Source organism: Streptomyces sp. NPDC096040 (genome assembly GCF_040303265.1).
Lineage (GTDB): Bacteria > Actinomycetota > Actinomycetes > Streptomycetales > Streptomycetaceae > Streptomyces.
The window spans coordinates 288,095-303,628 of sequence record NZ_JBEOTA010000009.1 but is presented as its reverse complement, the minus strand read 5'-3'; the positions used below and the strand labels follow the sequence as shown (position 1 = coordinate 303,628).

General features: G+C 70.8%; 14 protein-coding genes. 7 read left to right on the top strand and 7 right to left on the bottom strand.

Annotation, left to right across the window (positions count from 1 at the left end):
- Window position 1: 1 nt before the first annotated feature.
- The gene (locus ABTY98_RS15010; protein WP_352221341.1) at window positions 2–673 is read right to left on the bottom strand and encodes a succinate dehydrogenase; all 672 of its coding nucleotides are present in this window, start codon (window positions 671–673) and stop codon (window positions 2–4) included.
- 119 nt (window positions 674–792) lie between these two features.
- Between ABTY98_RS15010 and ABTY98_RS15005 the strand changes: the two genes are divergently transcribed.
- On the top strand, window positions 793–1,677 hold the full coding sequence (locus ABTY98_RS15005; protein WP_352221309.1) for a LysR family transcriptional regulator: 885 nt from the start codon (window positions 793–795) through the stop codon (window positions 1,675–1,677).
- Window positions 1,678–1,993: 316 nt separating this feature from the next.
- On the top strand, window positions 1,994–2,233 hold the full coding sequence (locus ABTY98_RS15000) for an L-rhamnose mutarotase (protein ID WP_352221308.1): 240 nt from the start codon (window positions 1,994–1,996) through the stop codon (window positions 2,231–2,233).
- Window positions 2,234–2,255: 22 nt separating this feature from the next.
- On the opposite strand, the gene ABTY98_RS14995 is transcribed toward ABTY98_RS15000, so the two are convergent.
- The 3 genes from ABTY98_RS14995 to ABTY98_RS14985 all read right to left on the bottom strand — a co-directional run bounded on the left by ABTY98_RS14995 (window position 2,256) and on the right by ABTY98_RS14985 (window position 6,462).
- Window positions 2,256–4,400, bottom strand: a complete 2,145-nt coding sequence (locus ABTY98_RS14995) for a putative bifunctional diguanylate cyclase/phosphodiesterase (protein WP_352221307.1) — start codon at window positions 4,398–4,400, stop codon at window positions 2,256–2,258.
- Window positions 4,397–5,209 (bottom strand): SAM-dependent methyltransferase, encoded by an 813-nt coding sequence (locus ABTY98_RS14990; protein ID WP_352221306.1) that lies wholly within the window; start codon window positions 5,207–5,209, stop codon window positions 4,397–4,399. Before ABTY98_RS14990 ends, ABTY98_RS14995 begins: the two co-directional genes overlap by 4 nt.
- 284 nt (window positions 5,210–5,493) lie before the next feature.
- The gene (locus tag ABTY98_RS14985; RefSeq protein ID WP_352221305.1) at window positions 5,494–6,462 is read right to left on the bottom strand and encodes an SCO0930 family lipoprotein; all 969 of its coding nucleotides are present in this window, start codon (window positions 6,460–6,462) and stop codon (window positions 5,494–5,496) included.
- 724 nt (window positions 6,463–7,186) lie between these two features.
- On the opposite strand from ABTY98_RS14985, the gene ABTY98_RS14980 reads away from it, so the two are divergent.
- From ABTY98_RS14980 to ABTY98_RS14970, 3 genes are all read left to right on the top strand, one after another.
- Window positions 7,187–7,315, top strand: coding sequence for a hypothetical protein (locus ABTY98_RS14980; RefSeq protein WP_352221304.1), 129 nt, complete (start codon window positions 7,187–7,189; stop codon window positions 7,313–7,315).
- Between the two features lie 31 nt (window positions 7,316–7,346).
- Window positions 7,347–8,111: a bestrophin-like domain gene (locus tag ABTY98_RS14975; RefSeq protein ID WP_352221303.1), complete on the top strand. Its 765-nt coding sequence runs from the start codon at window positions 7,347–7,349 to the stop codon at window positions 8,109–8,111.
- A 227-nt stretch (window positions 8,112–8,338) separates the two neighbouring features.
- Window positions 8,339–9,079 carry a hypothetical protein gene (locus tag ABTY98_RS14970; protein WP_352221301.1) on the top strand — a complete coding sequence of 247 codons (741 nt, stop codon included), beginning with the start codon at window positions 8,339–8,341 and terminating at the stop codon, window positions 9,077–9,079.
- A 79-nt stretch (window positions 9,080–9,158) separates the two neighbouring features.
- Here ABTY98_RS14970 and ABTY98_RS14965 read toward each other — a convergent pair whose 3' ends face one another.
- The gene (locus ABTY98_RS14965) at window positions 9,159–9,548 is read right to left on the bottom strand and encodes a hypothetical protein (protein ID WP_352221300.1); all 390 of its coding nucleotides are present in this window, start codon (window positions 9,546–9,548) and stop codon (window positions 9,159–9,161) included.
- A gap of 138 nt (window positions 9,549–9,686) precedes the next feature.
- Between ABTY98_RS14965 and ABTY98_RS14960 the strand changes: the two genes are divergently transcribed.
- Both ABTY98_RS14960 and ABTY98_RS14955 read left to right on the top strand, forming a co-directional pair.
- Window positions 9,687–10,127 carry a hypothetical protein gene (locus ABTY98_RS14960; protein WP_352221298.1) on the top strand — a complete coding sequence of 147 codons (441 nt, stop codon included), beginning with the start codon at window positions 9,687–9,689 and terminating at the stop codon, window positions 10,125–10,127.
- 344 nt (window positions 10,128–10,471) lie between these two features.
- A complete protein-coding gene (locus ABTY98_RS14955) occupies window positions 10,472–11,155 on the top strand; it encodes a class F sortase (RefSeq protein WP_352221297.1) in 684 nt (227 codons plus the stop codon).
- Window positions 11,156–11,210: 55 nt separating this feature from the next.
- Here ABTY98_RS14955 and ABTY98_RS14950 read toward each other — a convergent pair whose 3' ends face one another.
- The gene (locus ABTY98_RS14950) at window positions 11,211–12,044 is read right to left on the bottom strand and encodes a polysaccharide deacetylase family protein (protein WP_352221296.1); all 834 of its coding nucleotides are present in this window, start codon (window positions 12,042–12,044) and stop codon (window positions 11,211–11,213) included.
- A gap of 150 nt (window positions 12,045–12,194) precedes the next feature.
- Entirely contained in the window at window positions 12,195–15,467 is a 3,273-nt protein-coding gene (gene lysX / locus ABTY98_RS14945; protein WP_352221295.1) for a bifunctional lysylphosphatidylglycerol synthetase/lysine--tRNA ligase LysX, read from the bottom strand.
- Window positions 15,468–15,534: the final 67 nt, after the last annotated feature.

The window sequence follows — 15,534 nt, the reverse complement described above, 5'->3', positions numbered from 1 at the left end:
TTCAGCTCACCACTCCGGTCATGACACCCACGGGTACGGCGATGAAACCGGCCGTGAGCAGCAGCGCGAGGACGTTGGCCGTGGCCTTGAGGGCGCGGTCGCGGGTGCGGCTGCCGACGCCGAGGGTCTGGGCGGCGCTCCAGAAGCCGTGCCGGACGTGCAGGCCGAGCGCGAGCATCGCGACGATGTAGATCACGTTGCCGTACCAGGTGGAGAAGGTGTCCACGACGTTCTGGTACGGGTGGCCCTCCTGGAAGCCGCCGGAGTGCACGGTTCCGGTGGTCAGGTCGAGAATGTGCCAGACAATGAAGAGGGCGAGGATGATCCCGCCCCAGCGCATGGTGCGGGTCGCGTAGCCGGCCCGGGGCCTGCTGTGCACGTACTTGGTGGGGCGCGCCCTGATGTCACGGCGGCTGAGCTGGTAGGCGGACGTGGCGTGGGCGACCACGGCGACGACCAGGACGATCCGGATGAGCCAGAGCGTCCACTCGTAGTGCATGAAGGGTTCGCCGATGGTGCGCAGCCAGTGGGCGTAATGGTTGAACTCGCCCGCCCCGAAGTAGATCTTCAGGTTGCCGATCATGTGCACGACCAGGTAGAGCAGCATGATCAGGCCGCTGACGGCCATCACGGTCTTCTTGCCGACGGAGCTGTCCCACATCGTGCGTGCCATGGACGGCCGTCGGTCCGTCCGCGTTGCCAGAGCCATACTCAGGACGGTAGAGCCCGAGGACCCGATCGGTCCAAGACATGGTCCGGCTCGATTCCATAGCCAGAAGCTATCGTGTCAGCATGCAGTTCCAGCAGCTTCAGTACTTTGTCGCCGTCGCCGAGACCCGGCACTTCACCCGGGCCGCCGAGCTGGTCCATGTCGCCCAGCCCTCGCTGTCCCAGCAGATCAAGGCGCTGGAGCGGGAGCTGGGGGCGGATCTGTTCCTGCGGGCCCGGGGCAACATCACGCTGACCGACGCCGGCGAGGCGCTGCTGCCGCTGGCCCGGCGGATCCTCGCTGACGCGGACACCGCCCGGCACGAGGTGCAGGAACTGGTGCAGCTGCGGAGCGGGCGGGTGCGGCTGGGGGCGACCCCGAGTCTGTGCACCGGGCTGCTGCCGGACGTGCTGCGGTCCTTCCACGACCGCTACCCCGGGATCCAGCTGCTGATCGAGGAGAGCGGCTCCCATGATCTCGTACGGGAGCTGGCGCGCGGGGCGCTGGATCTGGCGCTGATCGTGCTGCCGCTGCCACCGGCGTCGCCCGCACTGACCACGGTCGAGCTGTTGCGGGAGGACCTGGTGGTGGTGTCCTCCCCCGAGGCGACGGCGCCCGGGCGGGGGCGGGGCGGGGTGAAGATCTCCGACCTGGAGGGGGAGCGGCTGGTGATGTTCCGGCACGGGTACGACCTGCGGGAGCTGACCGTCGCGGCGTGTCGCTCCGCTGGGTTCGAGCCGGGTTTCGCGGTTGAGGGGGGTGAGATGGACGCGGTGCTGGGGTTTGTACGGTCGGGCCTGGGGGTGGCCGTGGTGCCTCGGATGGTGGCCGCTCGTTCGGGACGGGGCTTGCGGGTCACTCCGTTGGCTCGGCCGGGGTTGCATCGGACCATTGCGTTGGCGCACCGGAGTGATGTGGCTCCGCCCAGGGCTGCGCGGGAGTTGCAGAGGATGTTGTTGGAGAGGTGACCGATCGTGAGCGCCATAGTGGTCAGCACCGTGGCGGGCTGCGGGGCCGTTGTGGCTGGTCGCGCCCACGCGGCGGAGCCGCAAATCGACACTGCCCCGCGCCCCTGAAGGGCTCTCTGGGCGCCGCATGCGTCGCCGTGGAAGAGCAGTACGTCGGACTGGGACGGGAGACGCCGTACGCCGGCGCCGCTCGACCTCAGGAAGACGTTGTGCGAGGCCGCGCCCACCGCGTCGTGGAAGGCCTCGTCGGCCCGGGCGAAGGCGTGCCCGTCCTGCTGCTGGGCCGCCGTCAGTGAACTGCGGGCGCCCTCCCGGATTGCTGGCGGCCCTCAAGCGTGCCCACATCGGCAACTACTCGATCTTCCTGCGGGACGGGCTGCTCTTCAGCTACCTGGAGTACTCGGGCAGCGACTACGCCGCCGACACCGAGGGGATCGCCGCCGACCCGGTGACACGCGACTGGTGGGCCCTGACCGGCCCCTGCCAGCAGCCGCTGGACACCGTGGCCGAGGGCGAGTGGTGGGCCCCCGCCGAGGAGGTCTTCCACCTCGACTGAGGGCCCACAGGACGCCGGGTCGTCAGCCCGTCGCGTCCACCAGCGCCAGGTCGTGCAGGCGCTCCGGTGGGCCCGGACGGGCGTAGTACCAGCCCTGGGCCGTGTCGCAGCCCAGTATCCGGAGTTGTTCCGCCTGGGCCCCCGTCTCCACGCCCTCCACCGTGACCGCCAGGTCCAGGCTGTGGGCCAGGGAGACGATGCCCTCCACGATCTTGAGGTCGACCGGGTCCGCCGGGAACTGCTGCATGCTCTGGGTGAAGGAGCGGTCCAGTTTGAGGATGCTCACCGGAAGGCGGCGGAGGTTGGCGAGGTTGGAGTAGCCCGTGCCGAAGTCGTCCAGGGCGATGTCGACGCCCATCTCGGCGAGGCGGCGCAGCGGTTTGAGGAGGTCGTCGTCGGCGCCGATCAGGGCCGACTCGGTGACCTCCAGGCAGAGGGCCTCGGGGGCCACTCCGGTCCGCTCCAGGATGTCCACCGTGTCCTGGACCAGGCCGGGGTGGGTGAGCTGGCACGGGGACAGGTTGACGTTGATGCGCAGCGGGCCGGCGCTGGTGTGCTCGCCGTAGCGTTCTCGCCATTCGCGGGCCTGGCGGATGGATTGCTCCAGGACCCAGCGGCCCAACGGGACGATCAGGCCGGTGTGTTCGGCGAGCGGGATGAACCGGTCGGGGCCGAGGACCCCGTGCTGCGGGTGCAGCCAGCGGACCAGGGCCTCCGCGCCGCGCACGCTGCCGTCGCCGAGGTGGACCAGCGGCTGGTACTCGATGAAGAACTCGTTGCGGTCCAGGGCCGCGGGGAGCGCGGTGGTGAGGCCGTGCCGGGTGATGGCGCGGGCGTCGGCCTCCGGGTCGGCCAGTTCGGAACGGTTGCCGCCCGCCGACTTGGCCCGGTACATCGTGATGTCGGCGCTGCGCAGCACCTCGGCCGGGGTGCGCTCGCCCGCCGGTCCCTCGACGATGCCGATGGAGCCCCGGACCATGAGGTCGCGGCCGTCGATGCTGATCGGGGTGATGAGGGCGTTCATGATGCGGTCGGCCAGGTCGTCGACCTCGCGTTGGGTGGCCGGTCCGGTGGTCAGCGCCACGAACTCGTCGCCGCCGAGCCGGGCGACCATCTCGCCGGGCGCGGTCGCGCAGGACTGCAGCCGGTCGGCGACCTCCACCAGCAGCCGGTCGCCGGCCGAGTGGCCGAGGCTGTCGTTGACGGTCTTGAAGCCGTCCAGGTCGAGGTAGCACAGCCCGAAGCGCTGACCGTCACCGGCGGCCAGGGCCTTCTCCAGGCGCTCGAAGAACAGCGTGCGGTTGGGCAGGCCGGTGAGCGCGTCGTGGGTGGCCTCGTAGCGCAGCCGCAGATTGAGCAGCCGGCGCTCGGTGGTGTCCTCCATGAGGGCCAACTGGTACTGCGGGTCGCCGTCGGCGTCCCGGAGCAGGGAGACGGTCAGGTTGGTCCACAGGACCGTTCCGTCGGAGCGGTTGAACGCCTTCTCGACGTGGTAGTGCTCGCGGTCGCCGCGCACCAGCTCCTCGTAGAGCCGCCAGGTCTGGGGCGCGTCCTCGGGATGCGCCCACTCCATGACCTTGCGGCCGCGCACGGCCTGCTCGGAGCCGCCGAACATCCGCAGCAGCGCACCGTTGACCTGGAGGACGTTGCCCTCCAGATCGGCGATGCCGATTCCTATCGCCGCGCCCTCGAAGACGGCGCGGAAGCGGGCCTCGCTGGCGTGCAGCGCCTGCGCGACCACGCCCTGGGCCCGCAACGCGGCCTGCGCGATGGCCTCCTGCTCGGCCAGTGTGCGCTCGCGCAGCGCCTGGGCGAACCCGGCGGCCATCGCGTGCTGGATCCGCGAGGAACGCATCCGCAGCTCGTCCTGGGGGCCGTCCGCACCGCAGTACAGGGCCAGATAGGCGTCGACGCAGTCGAGGGTGCGGGTGAGCGCCTCGGGGTCGGTGCAGTGCGCGTCGATCAGCGCGGCGCCCACCTGCCGGGCCTCTTCGGCGTCGAAGCCGTGCGCCAGCAGCACCTCGCTCAACCGGCGGGCCAGCGGAAGTAGTTGCTCCTCGAACTCCGGTCGGGTCAGGGACGTGGAGGTCACCGGGAACACCGCCCGGCTCCAGATCGTCGCGAACCGGCGCAGTCTGTCCTCCGGGCCGTCCGGCTCCGCGATCACGCCGCGATCCCCACGCCGGCGAATCCGGAGAAGGCATACGGATCCTCGTCCTCCGGCACCGACTCCGGCCGCCAGTGCGGCATCGGCACCAGTCCGGGTTCCACCATGTCGTACCCCTCGAAGAACCTGGCGATCTCGTCGCGCGAGCGCATGATGAGCGGGTTGCGAATGTCCCTGTATACGTCCACCGCGCTCTCGGCCCGCTCGGGTGGCAGCGGGATTCCCTCGTACGAGGCATGGGTGAGGATCAGCAGGCTGCCGGGCGCGAGTGCCTCGCGCAACTGTGCCACTGCCCCGTAGGGGTCGTCCGCGTCTTCCACGAAATGCAGTATGGCAACGAGGAGCAGGGCCACTGGCCGATTCAGGTCGATGAGGCGGCCCACCTGAGGGCTCGACAGGATCTCCTGGGGCTTGCGGAGGTCCGCGGCGACCACGTCCGCCTCCTCGTTGCCCGTGAGCACGGCCTGGCTGTGGGCCACGGCCACCGGGTCGTGGTCGACATACACCACGTGTGCGCCGGGGTGCGCCGTCTGCGCCACCTCGTGGACGTTGCCGAAGGTGGGGATGCCGGAGCCGATGTCCAGGAACTGCTCGATGCCGGCGGCCACGGCGAAGCGGACGGCACGGCGCATGAAGGCGCGGTTGGCCTGCATGATCTTCGGCAGGCCCGGCAGGTGCGTCATCGCCTTGCGGGCCGCTTCCCGGTCGACCTCGAAGTTGTGCGAACCGCCCAGGTAGTAGTCGTAGATACGCGAAACGCTCGGCACCGAGATGTCGATGCTCCGTGGGGCCCAGGCGGGACGCTCCATGTATCTCTCCAAGGCTGAGACGGTCCGGTGTTCGAGCAGAGGCTACTGATCGCCTGCGAACTGGGCGAGTGGAACCGGAAATTGACCGTCCGTTCCCGGTCACCACCTGGGAAATCGGTGTGCGCTTTGGGGGTGTTCGGGCATTCCGCCGGTTGCGGGTGCGCTGAACAGCACAGGCGGGTGCGCTGGAAAGCACAGGAACCCGCCCCCTCCGTGCGGTGCGGAGGGGGCGGGCGGTCGAATGTGGACTTGAGTGGGGCGATCAACCCTGGGGAGGTGATCCCTTACTGGCTCGGCGCGCCGACCAGCTTTCCTTCGGGCGAGACGGCGTACCAAGTGCCGCCGACGCCCTGACCGTTGGTGTCCCCGGCCTTCGAGTCACCGGAGAAGGTGTAGATCGGCCAGCAGTTGACCGTCATCTGCTTCTGGCCGTTGTCGGACCGGGTGAAGCCCATCAGGCCCTTCTTCTGGATGCCCTTGGTGTCGTTGGCGGCGACCTCCGCGACGGCCGGCCACTTCGCCAGGCAGTCGCCGGTGCAGTTCGAGACGGACTTGGGCCATGCCTTGTCCTTGATGAAGCGGTAGACCGTCATGCCGTTCTTGTCGACGACGATGTCACCGAGCTTGGCGTCCTTGCGGACGGACAGGCCGGGCAGGGCGGCCAGGGTGGCCTTCTTGCCGTCGGGGGCCAGCGCGAACCACTTGCCGCCCACACCCTGGCCGTTCACGTCACCGGCGTTGACGTCCTTGGCGTAGCGGTACACCGGCCAGCCACCGACGGTCAGTTGCTTGGTGCCGTCGGTGCGGGTGACCTCGCCGAGCAGCGCCTTGTCGATGCCCTCGCCGGCCGCGGCGTCATCGGCGGGCACCGGCGGCCAGGTGGTGGCGCAGTCGCCGTCGCAGTTCGATTTGGGGGGATTGGCGGTGTCCGTGTCGAATCGGTAGAGGGTGAGGCCGCTACCGTCGGTCAGCACCTTGCCCAGATCCGGGTTGCTGGCAACGGTCAGCTTGCCCGCGGGCTGGACCGTGGCCGGAGAACTGGAAGCCTGACTTCCGTCCGCGCCGTAACCGTTGCCCGCACCGGTGGAGGGGCTGGTCACACTGCCCACGCTGCCGACACCGGCCGGAGCCGTGGCACCCACGTTCTGGGCCGCCGAGGACGGAGTGGTCACATTGTCCTGACCACACCCCGTCAACGCCAGCACGCCTGCGGCCGTGGCCACCAGAGAGGCGCTCCTCCAGGAGGTCTTCATCTTCAACTCCCCATAATCGCCTGCATATTGCAGCGCCTGTGCGCCGCCGCACGCCACCAGGTACGGATACCGGGGGCCGAAGTGTTCAACAGCCGCACAAATTTCTTTCGGGACGCCGTGCCCTCGGCCCGCGTCCCGCACGGGCGTACGCTTCGAGCCAATCGCCGACCGATGTGATTCAAACCGGTTTACGGTACATATCCCCCGTTCGGGCCAATCCCTCCGCACTCCGGCGTGCGACGGCACCCGACGCCTCATGATCTCGGTCGTGCATGCACCCGAAGTGACCCGACTCGCGCCCGTCCCACGAGTGTTGGCCTTGCTGACACTCACGTGGACCCTGGTGGGCTGCCCGGTCGGCACGGCGTCGGCCGACGCCTGCGCCTACGCCTCGACGGGCCCCGACGGCACTCACGCGGTGGCCGTGGCCGGCGGCTCCTGGCCCACTCCCCCGCTCTGCCCGCCCCCCACACCGCCGCCTTGCCCCACACCGACGCCAACCCCCACTCCGACGCCCACACCCACGCCGTCGCCGAGACCGACCCCCACCCCCAAACCCACACCAAAGCCCACCCCGCCGGCCCCGGCACCACCGCCGCCGCCCCGGTGGGCGCCGGCCCCGCAGCCGGCGCCCACCCCGCCACCGGCTCCCCAGCCCAAGCCGAGGCCGACGCCCACCCCGACCCCGTCGCCGAAGCCCACCCCGCGGCCCTCACCGACCCCGGTGACCTACCCGCCGTACCGCATCCAGTCGACCGGCACGACGGCGCCGAACCGCACCTCTCCGGTCACCTATGTCCTGCTCATCGCCGTACCCGCCATCGTCGCCATCGCCGCGTTCCGCGCGCGCTGACGGCCGGCCCGCTCACTCCAGGAGGCTTCCGTTGCCGGATTGGCTTGTTCTCGTCCTCGCGATGCTCGCGGCCTGTGCCGTGGTGGTCATCATCACCCTCGTACGGCACAAGAGGGCGGCGGAGGACGAGGATCCCTCCGAGACGCCGGACGTCATCGAGTACATGACCATGTGGATCGGCGTCATCTACGCCATCGTCCTCGGTCTGGCGGTGGCTGGGGTGTGGGAGGCCCGCAGCGCCGCCCAGGACCATGTGCAGGCGGAGGCGCAGGCGCTGCACGAGATCTACGAACGGGTACGGGTGTATCCGCCCGACGCCCGTGACCGGATCCGGGCTGACGTCGACGCCTACACCCAGCAGGTCGTCGGCAAGGAGTGGAAGGAGATGGCGGATCACGGCCGTCTCACCCAGCAAGGCGCCGACCTGCTTGCGAAGATCCGCCAGGACGTCACCGACTACCAGCCGAAGACCGACTTCCAGGCCCAGGCCTACCAGCCGCTGGTGGACCAGGTGGCCGCTCTCGACCAGTCGCGCAGCGCCCGGGCCGACTCGACCGGGGCCACCATGCCGAACGTGGTGTGGTTCGGGCTGCTGACCGGAGCCGCGGTCACCATCGGTATGGTCTTCGCCCTGCAGATCAGGCGCACCCGGCGCGAGCTGATCCTGGCGGGGCTGTTCTCCGCGACGATCGCCTTCATGCTGTTCCTCATCTGGGACTTCGACGAGCCCTACAGCCGGGGCATCACAGCGACGGCGCAGCCCTTCCTGAACCTCTTCCCGCACATCAGGGGTTAGGTGACCCGAAAGCCGGAGGCATCCGGGGGACAACGCGTCGCGCCACGCCGCGGATGTCCCCCGGGTGCCGTATCCACATCCCCCGGTCGGCCCATTCGCCTCCCCCGTTCGCGCTACTGCGTTCGCGCGGGTGTACGGATGTTCCTAGCGTTCCGATCATCGAGGTGCGTTTCCGGCACGAGCGGAACAGATCCGCCGGCAGCTCCTCGGAGACCGGAGGAACCACCATGCACGCCATACGCGTCGCTTCGGCCGCACTGCTCGGCGTCGGCGCCCTCGTCCTCGGCGCTCCGGCCGCCCTCACGGACGACGAGGGCGACGGGGGCCGTGACAGCGGCCAGCACACCTCCTTCGGTCTCCACGTCACGCCGTCCACGGTGTCGGCCGGCGGCCGGGTCAGCCTGCAACTGAACCGCGCCGAAGGCTGCCGGGGCGCCGCGACGGTCAGCTCGGACGTGTTCGACACGGTCCGGATCCCGGAGGGACGGGACTCGGTCGCGGCCACGGTCCACCGGGACGCGAGAACACGGGCCTCGTACCGGGTGACCTTCGACTGCGACGGGACCAGGGGATCGACCCAACTCAGCATCGCCGCCGGCCAGTCGCAGGGGCATGGTGACGGCGGTACGGACGGCGACCGCACGGAGGGCCGGTCCGACGGCCTTGCAGATGGCCACTCCGACGGACGCACGGACACCGAGGCTGACGAACGCACAGACGGCGGTACCGACAGCGGTACGCACGACGTTGTCGACCGGCAATCGGACAGCGGCACCGGCGGGCGTGAGGAGCTCAACCCGCAGCCTCTCCCGCCCGATCGGGGTGTGCGGGCAGGTGCAGGCGGCAGCGTCGGCGGGTTCGATCCGAAGGAGATCGGCCTCGGCGCCGCGCTCGTCGTGGGCTCGGTAGGCACGGCGTACCACATCGCACGCCGACGGGCCGACGAGGGCGGTGCGGACGGTGCCTGATCGCCTCCCGGCTCGCCACCTGACCGCCCAGGTCTTCGCCCCGGTCCTGCGGGGCCGGGGCGAAGACGGCCCGCACGGGTCAGAGCCGCTTCTCGTGCCGACGGCGCAGCCAGAACCCGCAGCCGGCGAGCACGGCCGCGCCCACCAGCCCACCGCCGATCGCCATGTCGGCCCGGGTGGCCCCACTGGAGACGCTGCCGCCGACGCCGCCCCGGACCCCACCGAGCACGAAGAACGCGGACGGCCGGGTCAGGGTCCGTCCGTCGCAGCGGACGGTCAGGTCGTACGGGCCGGGGCGGGCGTCCCGGTCGATGGTGGCGACACCGCGCGCCATGTCGCCGCCGAACGGGAACAGCTCGGTCGTCCGGAAGGCACGGGAGGTCATGACACCGCGGCGGCAGCCGTCGACGGTGACGGTGAGGCGGGCGCCGCTCGTGATCGCTCTGGGCTGGGCGACGATGTTGCGCACCCCGTTGCCCCGGCCACCGAATCCGTCGTCGAAGCGCCCGTCGTCCCCTCGGCCGCCGAATCCATCGTCGAACCCGTCATCGCCACGTCCGCCGCCGAACCCGTCATCGCCACGTCCGCCGCCGAACCCCTCACCACCATGTCCGCCGCCGAACCCTTCACCACCACGTCCGCGGCCGAACCCCTCACCACCACGTCCGCGGCCGAACCCCTCACCACCACGCCCGCCGCCGAACCCCTCACCACCACGCCCGTCACCGCCCCGCCCACCGAAGCCGTCCCCGCCTCGGCCGCCGAAGTCGTCCCTGCCCCGGCCGATTCCGCCTACGCCGTACCCGGGGACGACGACTCCGGGGACCGCGACGCCTGGGGCGACACCGACGCCTGGGGCGACACCGACGCCTGGGGCGACACCGACGCCGGGAGCGACGCCGGTCCCGGGGGCGACGCCCACCCCACCGACGACCGGGGCTTGGGTGTTGGCCGGGCCGCCGCCGTTGCCCATGCCGTCCGCGACGGCCATGGGGGCGGCGGCTCCGAGCACGGCGACCACCGTGCACGCTGCCGCGAGGGCACGTGAGTTTCGCATCTCTTCCTCCGCGGAAGGCGCCCCGGGAACCGTCCCCGGTCGATCGGCGAGAAAGCACCTCCCGAATAGACCCTCAGATGTATTGAACACGCCCGCATTTCGAGAATGGTCCGTCCTGGTGAGTGGACACGCCGAGCGAAAAGCACACAATCGGATGTTGCCGCAGGTCACGGACCGTCAGAAAAATCCTGAGAACGGCAACTCGGATGGCGCACCGGAATACGCCCGGGCCACCCGTTCGCCCGTCGCCCCGTCGCCGCTCGCGCGCGCGGGACTTAGCGTTTTCCCATAGGCGATACGGAGATCGCAGCGGCCGCGTCGAGAGGGGATGGCGAATGTCTGCGTCCGAACTTTCCGAGCTGGCCGAAGAGGCCGAAGAGGAGGAGCGGCGGCGCAAGCGTGCCCCCTGGGGCGTGATAGCGCTTGTTCTGCTGACCGGTCTGGCTCTCATCCGGAACGGTTCCGGAGAGTTCGACGTCGGTCCGCCGCAGCCGGCCTCGGCCGCCGCCCCGGACACCCGTAGCACGCTCCCGGACACCTTCGCCACCGCGCCCGACGCACTGCCGTACGCGGCGGCGGACCGGATCAGGATCCCCGCGATCCGGGTCGACGCGCCCGTGATGCCGGTGGGTCTGGACACGGACGGCTGGGTCGCCGCGCCGCCGCCGGACGATCCGAATCTGGCCGGCTGGTTCACCGGGGGCGTCTCGCCCGGCGAAAAGGGCACGTCCGTGATCGTCGGTCATGTCGACAACTCCAAGGGCCCCGCGGTGTTCTACGGACTCGGTTCCCTGAAGAAGGGAAACCGGGTCGAGATCGAGCGCACCGACGGAAAGACCGCGGTGTTCGAGATCTACGGCATCGAGGTCTTCGCGAAGGCCGACTTCCCCGGCGACCGGGTCTACGGTTCCAAGGGCACACCGGAGTTGCGGGTCATCACCTGCGGCGGCGGTTTCTCGAAGCAGAACGGTTACGACGGGAACGTCGTGGTCTTCGCCCGCCTGGTCGAGGCCCGCTGAGGCGGCCCCGGCCGGGCGGGCGAAGGCCCGTTCGCGGCGACGGGCCGAACCCGGTTCAGGTCCGGCGGCGCGGCACGGTCAGGTGGTATCCGTTGTCCAGCAGATAGGGCAGATACTCGCGCAGGGCCTGGACGCTCTGCGAGCGGTCGCCCCCGGCGTCGTGGGAGAGGACCACGACGCCGGGGGCGGCGCCCTTCTCGATCGTGTCGACGATGGTGCGGGTGCCCGGGGTCGTCCAGTCGGTGCTGTCGACGGTCCACGCCATGGGCTCCATGCCCATCTCGGCGCCGAGTTGGAAGGCCGCGCGGTTCCATGCGCCGTAGGGGGCGCGGAACCACTGGGGGCGTTCGCCGTAGGTGTCCTCGATGGCGTCACTGGTGCTCTCCATCTCGTCGCGGATCTCACGGCGCTTCATGGTGGTCAGCAGCGGATGCGTCCAGGTGTGGTTGCCCACCACATGGCCCGCGGCGGCCATGCGCGCCACCAGCTCCCGGTTCTGGACGATGCACTCCCCGCACAGGAAGAACATCGCGCGCACGTCGTACTTGGCGAGGGTGTCCAGGATGTGCGGGGTATAGGCCGGGTTCGGCCCGTCGTCGAAGGTGAGCATCATGCGCCTGCCTCGTCCGGAGATCTGCAGGATGGGTTCCTTGCGGACCTTGAGCTTGCGCGGCTCGGTGGGCGGCGGGCCGTAGCCGGTGAGCGGCTGGAGCCGGAAGGCGGAGGACTTGAGCGTCTGGCGGGCCGGCGGGCCGGCGGCCGGGGCGACTGTGCCCGCCGCCTCCTCGCCGTCGCTCGCCAGCACGATTCCCGCGGTACCCGCGGCCCCGAGAGCGGCGGCACCGGCGAGCAGCAGCCGGCGCCGGGTGAACAACTGATCCTTCTGCATGACTCATCAGTCGCCCGGCCGGGCTTGGGCGCACCACTAAGACACCGGTGCGGCGGCGCGAAAACACCCGCACGGACCAGCGAACGGAGGTTTCGGAAAGAATGGGTCAAGTACCCGGAAGCGACGGCGAGTCCCGGAACCGGGGAGGCCTCAGCGGCGGCGGACCAGCGGGAACGGCAGCGTCTCGCGGATCGTCAGACCGGTGAGGAACATGACCAGCCGGTCGACGCCGATGCCGAGCCCGCCGGTGGGCGGCATCGCGTATTCGAGGGCGTCGAGGAAGTCCTCGTCGAGCTCCATCGCCTCGGGGTCCCCGCCGGCGGCGAGCAGCGACTGGGCGGTCAGCCGACGCCGCTGTTCGACGGGGTCGGTCAGTTCGGAGTAGGCGGTGCCGAGTTCGGTGCCGAAGGCGACCAGGTCCCAGCGTTCGGCGAGCCGCGGGTCGGTGCGGTGCTGCCGGGCGAGCGGGGAGACTTCGGTCGGGAAGTCCTTGTAGAAGGTGGGCAGCTGGGTCCGCTCCTCCACCAGCCGCTCGTACATCTCGAGGACGACGTCCGCGGGCCCGTCGTCGGGGGTGTACGGCACACCGGTCCGGTCGCAGTGCCGGTGCAGCCGCAGCAACTCGGTGCCGGGGCCGATCTCCTCCCCCAGCGCCTCGGAGATGGCCCCGTACACGGTCTTGACCGGCCAGTCGCCCGAGATGTCGTACTCCCGCCCTTCCTTGCGGGCCACCGGGGAGCCGAAGGCGGCGGTCGCGGCGCCCTGGACCAGTTCGCGGGCGAGGTCGAGCATCACGTCGTAGTCGGCGTACGCCTGGTAGGCCTCCAGCATCGTGAACTCGGGGTTGTGCTTGTAGGAGACGCCCTCGTTGCGGAAGGTACGGCCGAGTTCGAAGACCTTCTCCAGTCCGCCGACGCACAGCCGCTTCAGATACAGCTCGGGGGCGATACGCAGATGGAGGTCGAGGTCGTAGGCGTTGATGTGGGTGGTGAAGGGGCGGGCGTTGGCGCCGCCGTGGATCTGCTGGAGCATCGGGGTCTCGACCTCCAGGTAGCCGCGGTCGAGGAGGCCCTGGCGCAGCGCCTGTACGGCGGTGGAGCGGGCGCGCACGATGGCTCGGGCGGCGGGGCTGGTGGCGAGGTCGAGATAACGGCGGCGGAGCTTGGCCTCGGGGTCGGCGAGGCCCCGGTGTTTGTCGGGCAGGGGGCGCAGGCACTTGGCGGTGAGCTGCCAGTCGGTGACGAAGACGGTGGGCTCGCCCTTGTCGCTGTGGCCGGCCCGGCCGGTGGCGGTGATCTGGTCGCCGATGTCGGTGTCGGCGGTGAAGCGGGCCAGGGCGGGGCCCGACCGGGTCCGGGTGAGGGCGAGTTGGCGGTCGCCCGACCAGTCGCGGAGCGTCACGAAGACGATGCCCCCGAAGTCCCGGACCAGCACGATCCGCCCGGCGACGGTGACCGTCTCGCCGTCGCGGACGTCGGCGAGGGCACGGGTGGGCCGTACGGTCGCCACCGGGTAGGGGTCGACGCCCTTGGCGCGCAGCCGGTCCAGCTTCCGGCGCCGGACGCGGAACTGGTCCGGCAGGCCCGTCTCCGGTGCGCCGGGCCCGGCCTCGTCCCCTCCGTCGAGACCGGGCACCAGCGAAGACTGCGGCGCCTCGACGAGCCGCGGTCCGGTCTTCGGGTGCCCCTTTCCCCAGAGTTTGCGCAAGGACGGTACGGAGACGAAGCCTTCGGCGATTCCGGAGGCGAGGCCGATACGGGCCAGGGAGGCGGTCTCGCCGTAGCAGATGAACCGCGGGTACCACTCCGGGCGGTACTTGGCGTTGGAGCGGTACAGGGCCTCCAGTTGCCACCAGCGGGAGAGGAACAGCAGCAGGCCGCGCCACAGGCGCAGCACCGGTCCGGCTCCGATGCGGGCACCCTCCTCGAAGACCGAGCGGAAGACGGCGAAGTTCAACGAGACGCGACGGACGCCCAGTTTGGGGGCGGCCGCGCACAGGTCGGCGACCATGAACTCCATCACCCCGTTGGGGGCGGCGCGGTCACGGCGCATCAGGTCGAGGGAGACGCCGTCGCCGCCCCAGGGCACGAAGGAGAGCAGGGCGAGCAGCCGGCCGTCCTCGGCGAGCGCCTCCACCAGCAGGCAGTCGCCGTCGGTGGGGTCGCCGAGCCGGTCCAGGGCCATGGAGAAGCCGCGCTCGGTCTCGGTGTCCCGCCAGGCGTCGGCCTTGTCGACGACCTCCTCCATCTCCGCCTCGGTGAGGGTGGCGTGGCGGCGCACACGGGTGGTGGCGCCGGTGCGCCGGACCCGGTTGACGGCCTGCCGGGTGACCCGCATCTCGCGGCCGCCGAGGTCGAAGCCGGCGACGGGCAGGATCGCCTCGTCGCCGAGTTGCAGGGCGCCGAGTCCGGCGCGGACGTAGGTCTTGGCGCCGTCCTCGGATGCGCCCATCACCGCGGGCACCCAGGCGTGCCGGCGGGCCACGTCCAGCCAGGCGGCGACGGCGTGCGGCCAAGCCTCCGGGTCGCCGACGGGGTCGCCGCTGGCCAGGCAGACACCGGCCTCGACGCGGTAGGTGACGGCGGCCTTGCCGCTGGGTGAGAAGACCACGGCCTTGTCGCGCCGGGTGGCGAAGTAGCCGAGGGAGTCCCGGTCGCCGTAGGCCTTGAGCAGGGCTCGGATGCGGGCCTCCTCGTCGCCGTGCAGGGCCGCTTCCAGGCGCTGTGAACGGAACAGGGTGGCGGCGGCGTTGAGCAGGGCGAGGGCGCCGAAGAGGCCGAGGAGGAAGGCGACGAATCGGGGCGGGCGGCCGCCGTAGCTGCCGCCGGCGACCAGGCCGCCGCAGACCCGGTCGGCCGCCCAGGCCAGGTGCTGGCCGTGCGGGAGCGAGCCGGGGAAGAGCGAGACCAGGCCCCAGCCGGCCATGATCGCCACGACGAGACCGACGAGGAGTACGGCGAGGGCACGGCGTACGGCGGCCCGGCGGGAGGCGGCGTAGAACTCCCGTCTCGCCACGATCAGCAGGGCCAGGGCGAGTCCGCACACCAGCAGTGAGCTGAAGGAGTACCAGTCGAAGCCGGAGACGACCGTCAGGACGTCCGCCAGCACCAGCAGCCCGAGGTAGATCACCACCAGCCACCAGGCGACCTTCTTGCGGGCGGCGGTGGCGCCGCCGAGCAGGAACAGGAAGACGGCGTAGGCCAGGTTCGGGCTGACGGGCACCACGACGGCGTCGAGGAAGTGCACGACCGGACGGAGCAGCGCGCGCAGCGGGGCGATGAAGGAGAGCAGGGCGCACAGCAGGGCGAGGGCGCCGAAGAAGGTCCCGAAGGCCTCCGGCACCCAGGTCAGCCGCCCGCCCCCGGGCGGGCGCGGCGGGTCCGCGGTCTCCTTCCCCGGCGCGGGCTCCACGGCGGCACTCATGTTCCGACTGTAGGAAGCACCCGCCCGCCTCGCCCGTCGAGCACCCCGAGACCGACAACACCCCCAC

What these genes read in the sequence shown, in the direction of transcription:
- ABTY98_RS15010 (WP_352221341.1), bottom strand. Translation starts at nt 673, where the DNA reads ATGGCACGCACGATGTGGGACAGCTCCGTCGGCAAGAAGACCGTGATG.
- ABTY98_RS15005 (WP_352221309.1), top strand. Translation starts at nt 793, where the DNA reads ATGCAGTTCCAGCAGCTTCAGTACTTTGTCGCCGTCGCCGAGACCCGG.
- ABTY98_RS14990 (WP_352221306.1), bottom strand. Translation starts at nt 5,209, where the DNA reads ATGGAGCGTCCCGCCTGGGCCCCACGGAGCATCGACATCTCGGTGCCG.
- ABTY98_RS14985 (WP_352221305.1), bottom strand. Translation starts at nt 6,462, where the DNA reads ATGAAGACCTCCTGGAGGAGCGCCTCTCTGGTGGCCACGGCCGCAGGC.
- ABTY98_RS14970 (WP_352221301.1), top strand. Translation starts at nt 8,339, where the DNA reads ATGCACGCCATACGCGTCGCTTCGGCCGCACTGCTCGGCGTCGGCGCC.
- ABTY98_RS14960 (WP_352221298.1), top strand. Translation starts at nt 9,687, where the DNA reads ATGTCCGCCGCCGAACCCTTCACCACCACGTCCGCGGCCGAACCCCTC.
- ABTY98_RS14955 (WP_352221297.1), top strand. Translation starts at nt 10,472, where the DNA reads ATGTCTGCGTCCGAACTTTCCGAGCTGGCCGAAGAGGCCGAAGAGGAG.
- ABTY98_RS14950 (WP_352221296.1), bottom strand. Translation starts at nt 12,044, where the DNA reads ATGCAGAAGGATCAGTTGTTCACCCGGCGCCGGCTGCTGCTCGCCGGT.
- lysX (WP_352221295.1), bottom strand. Translation starts at nt 15,467, where the DNA reads ATGAGTGCCGCCGTGGAGCCCGCGCCGGGGAAGGAGACCGCGGACCCG.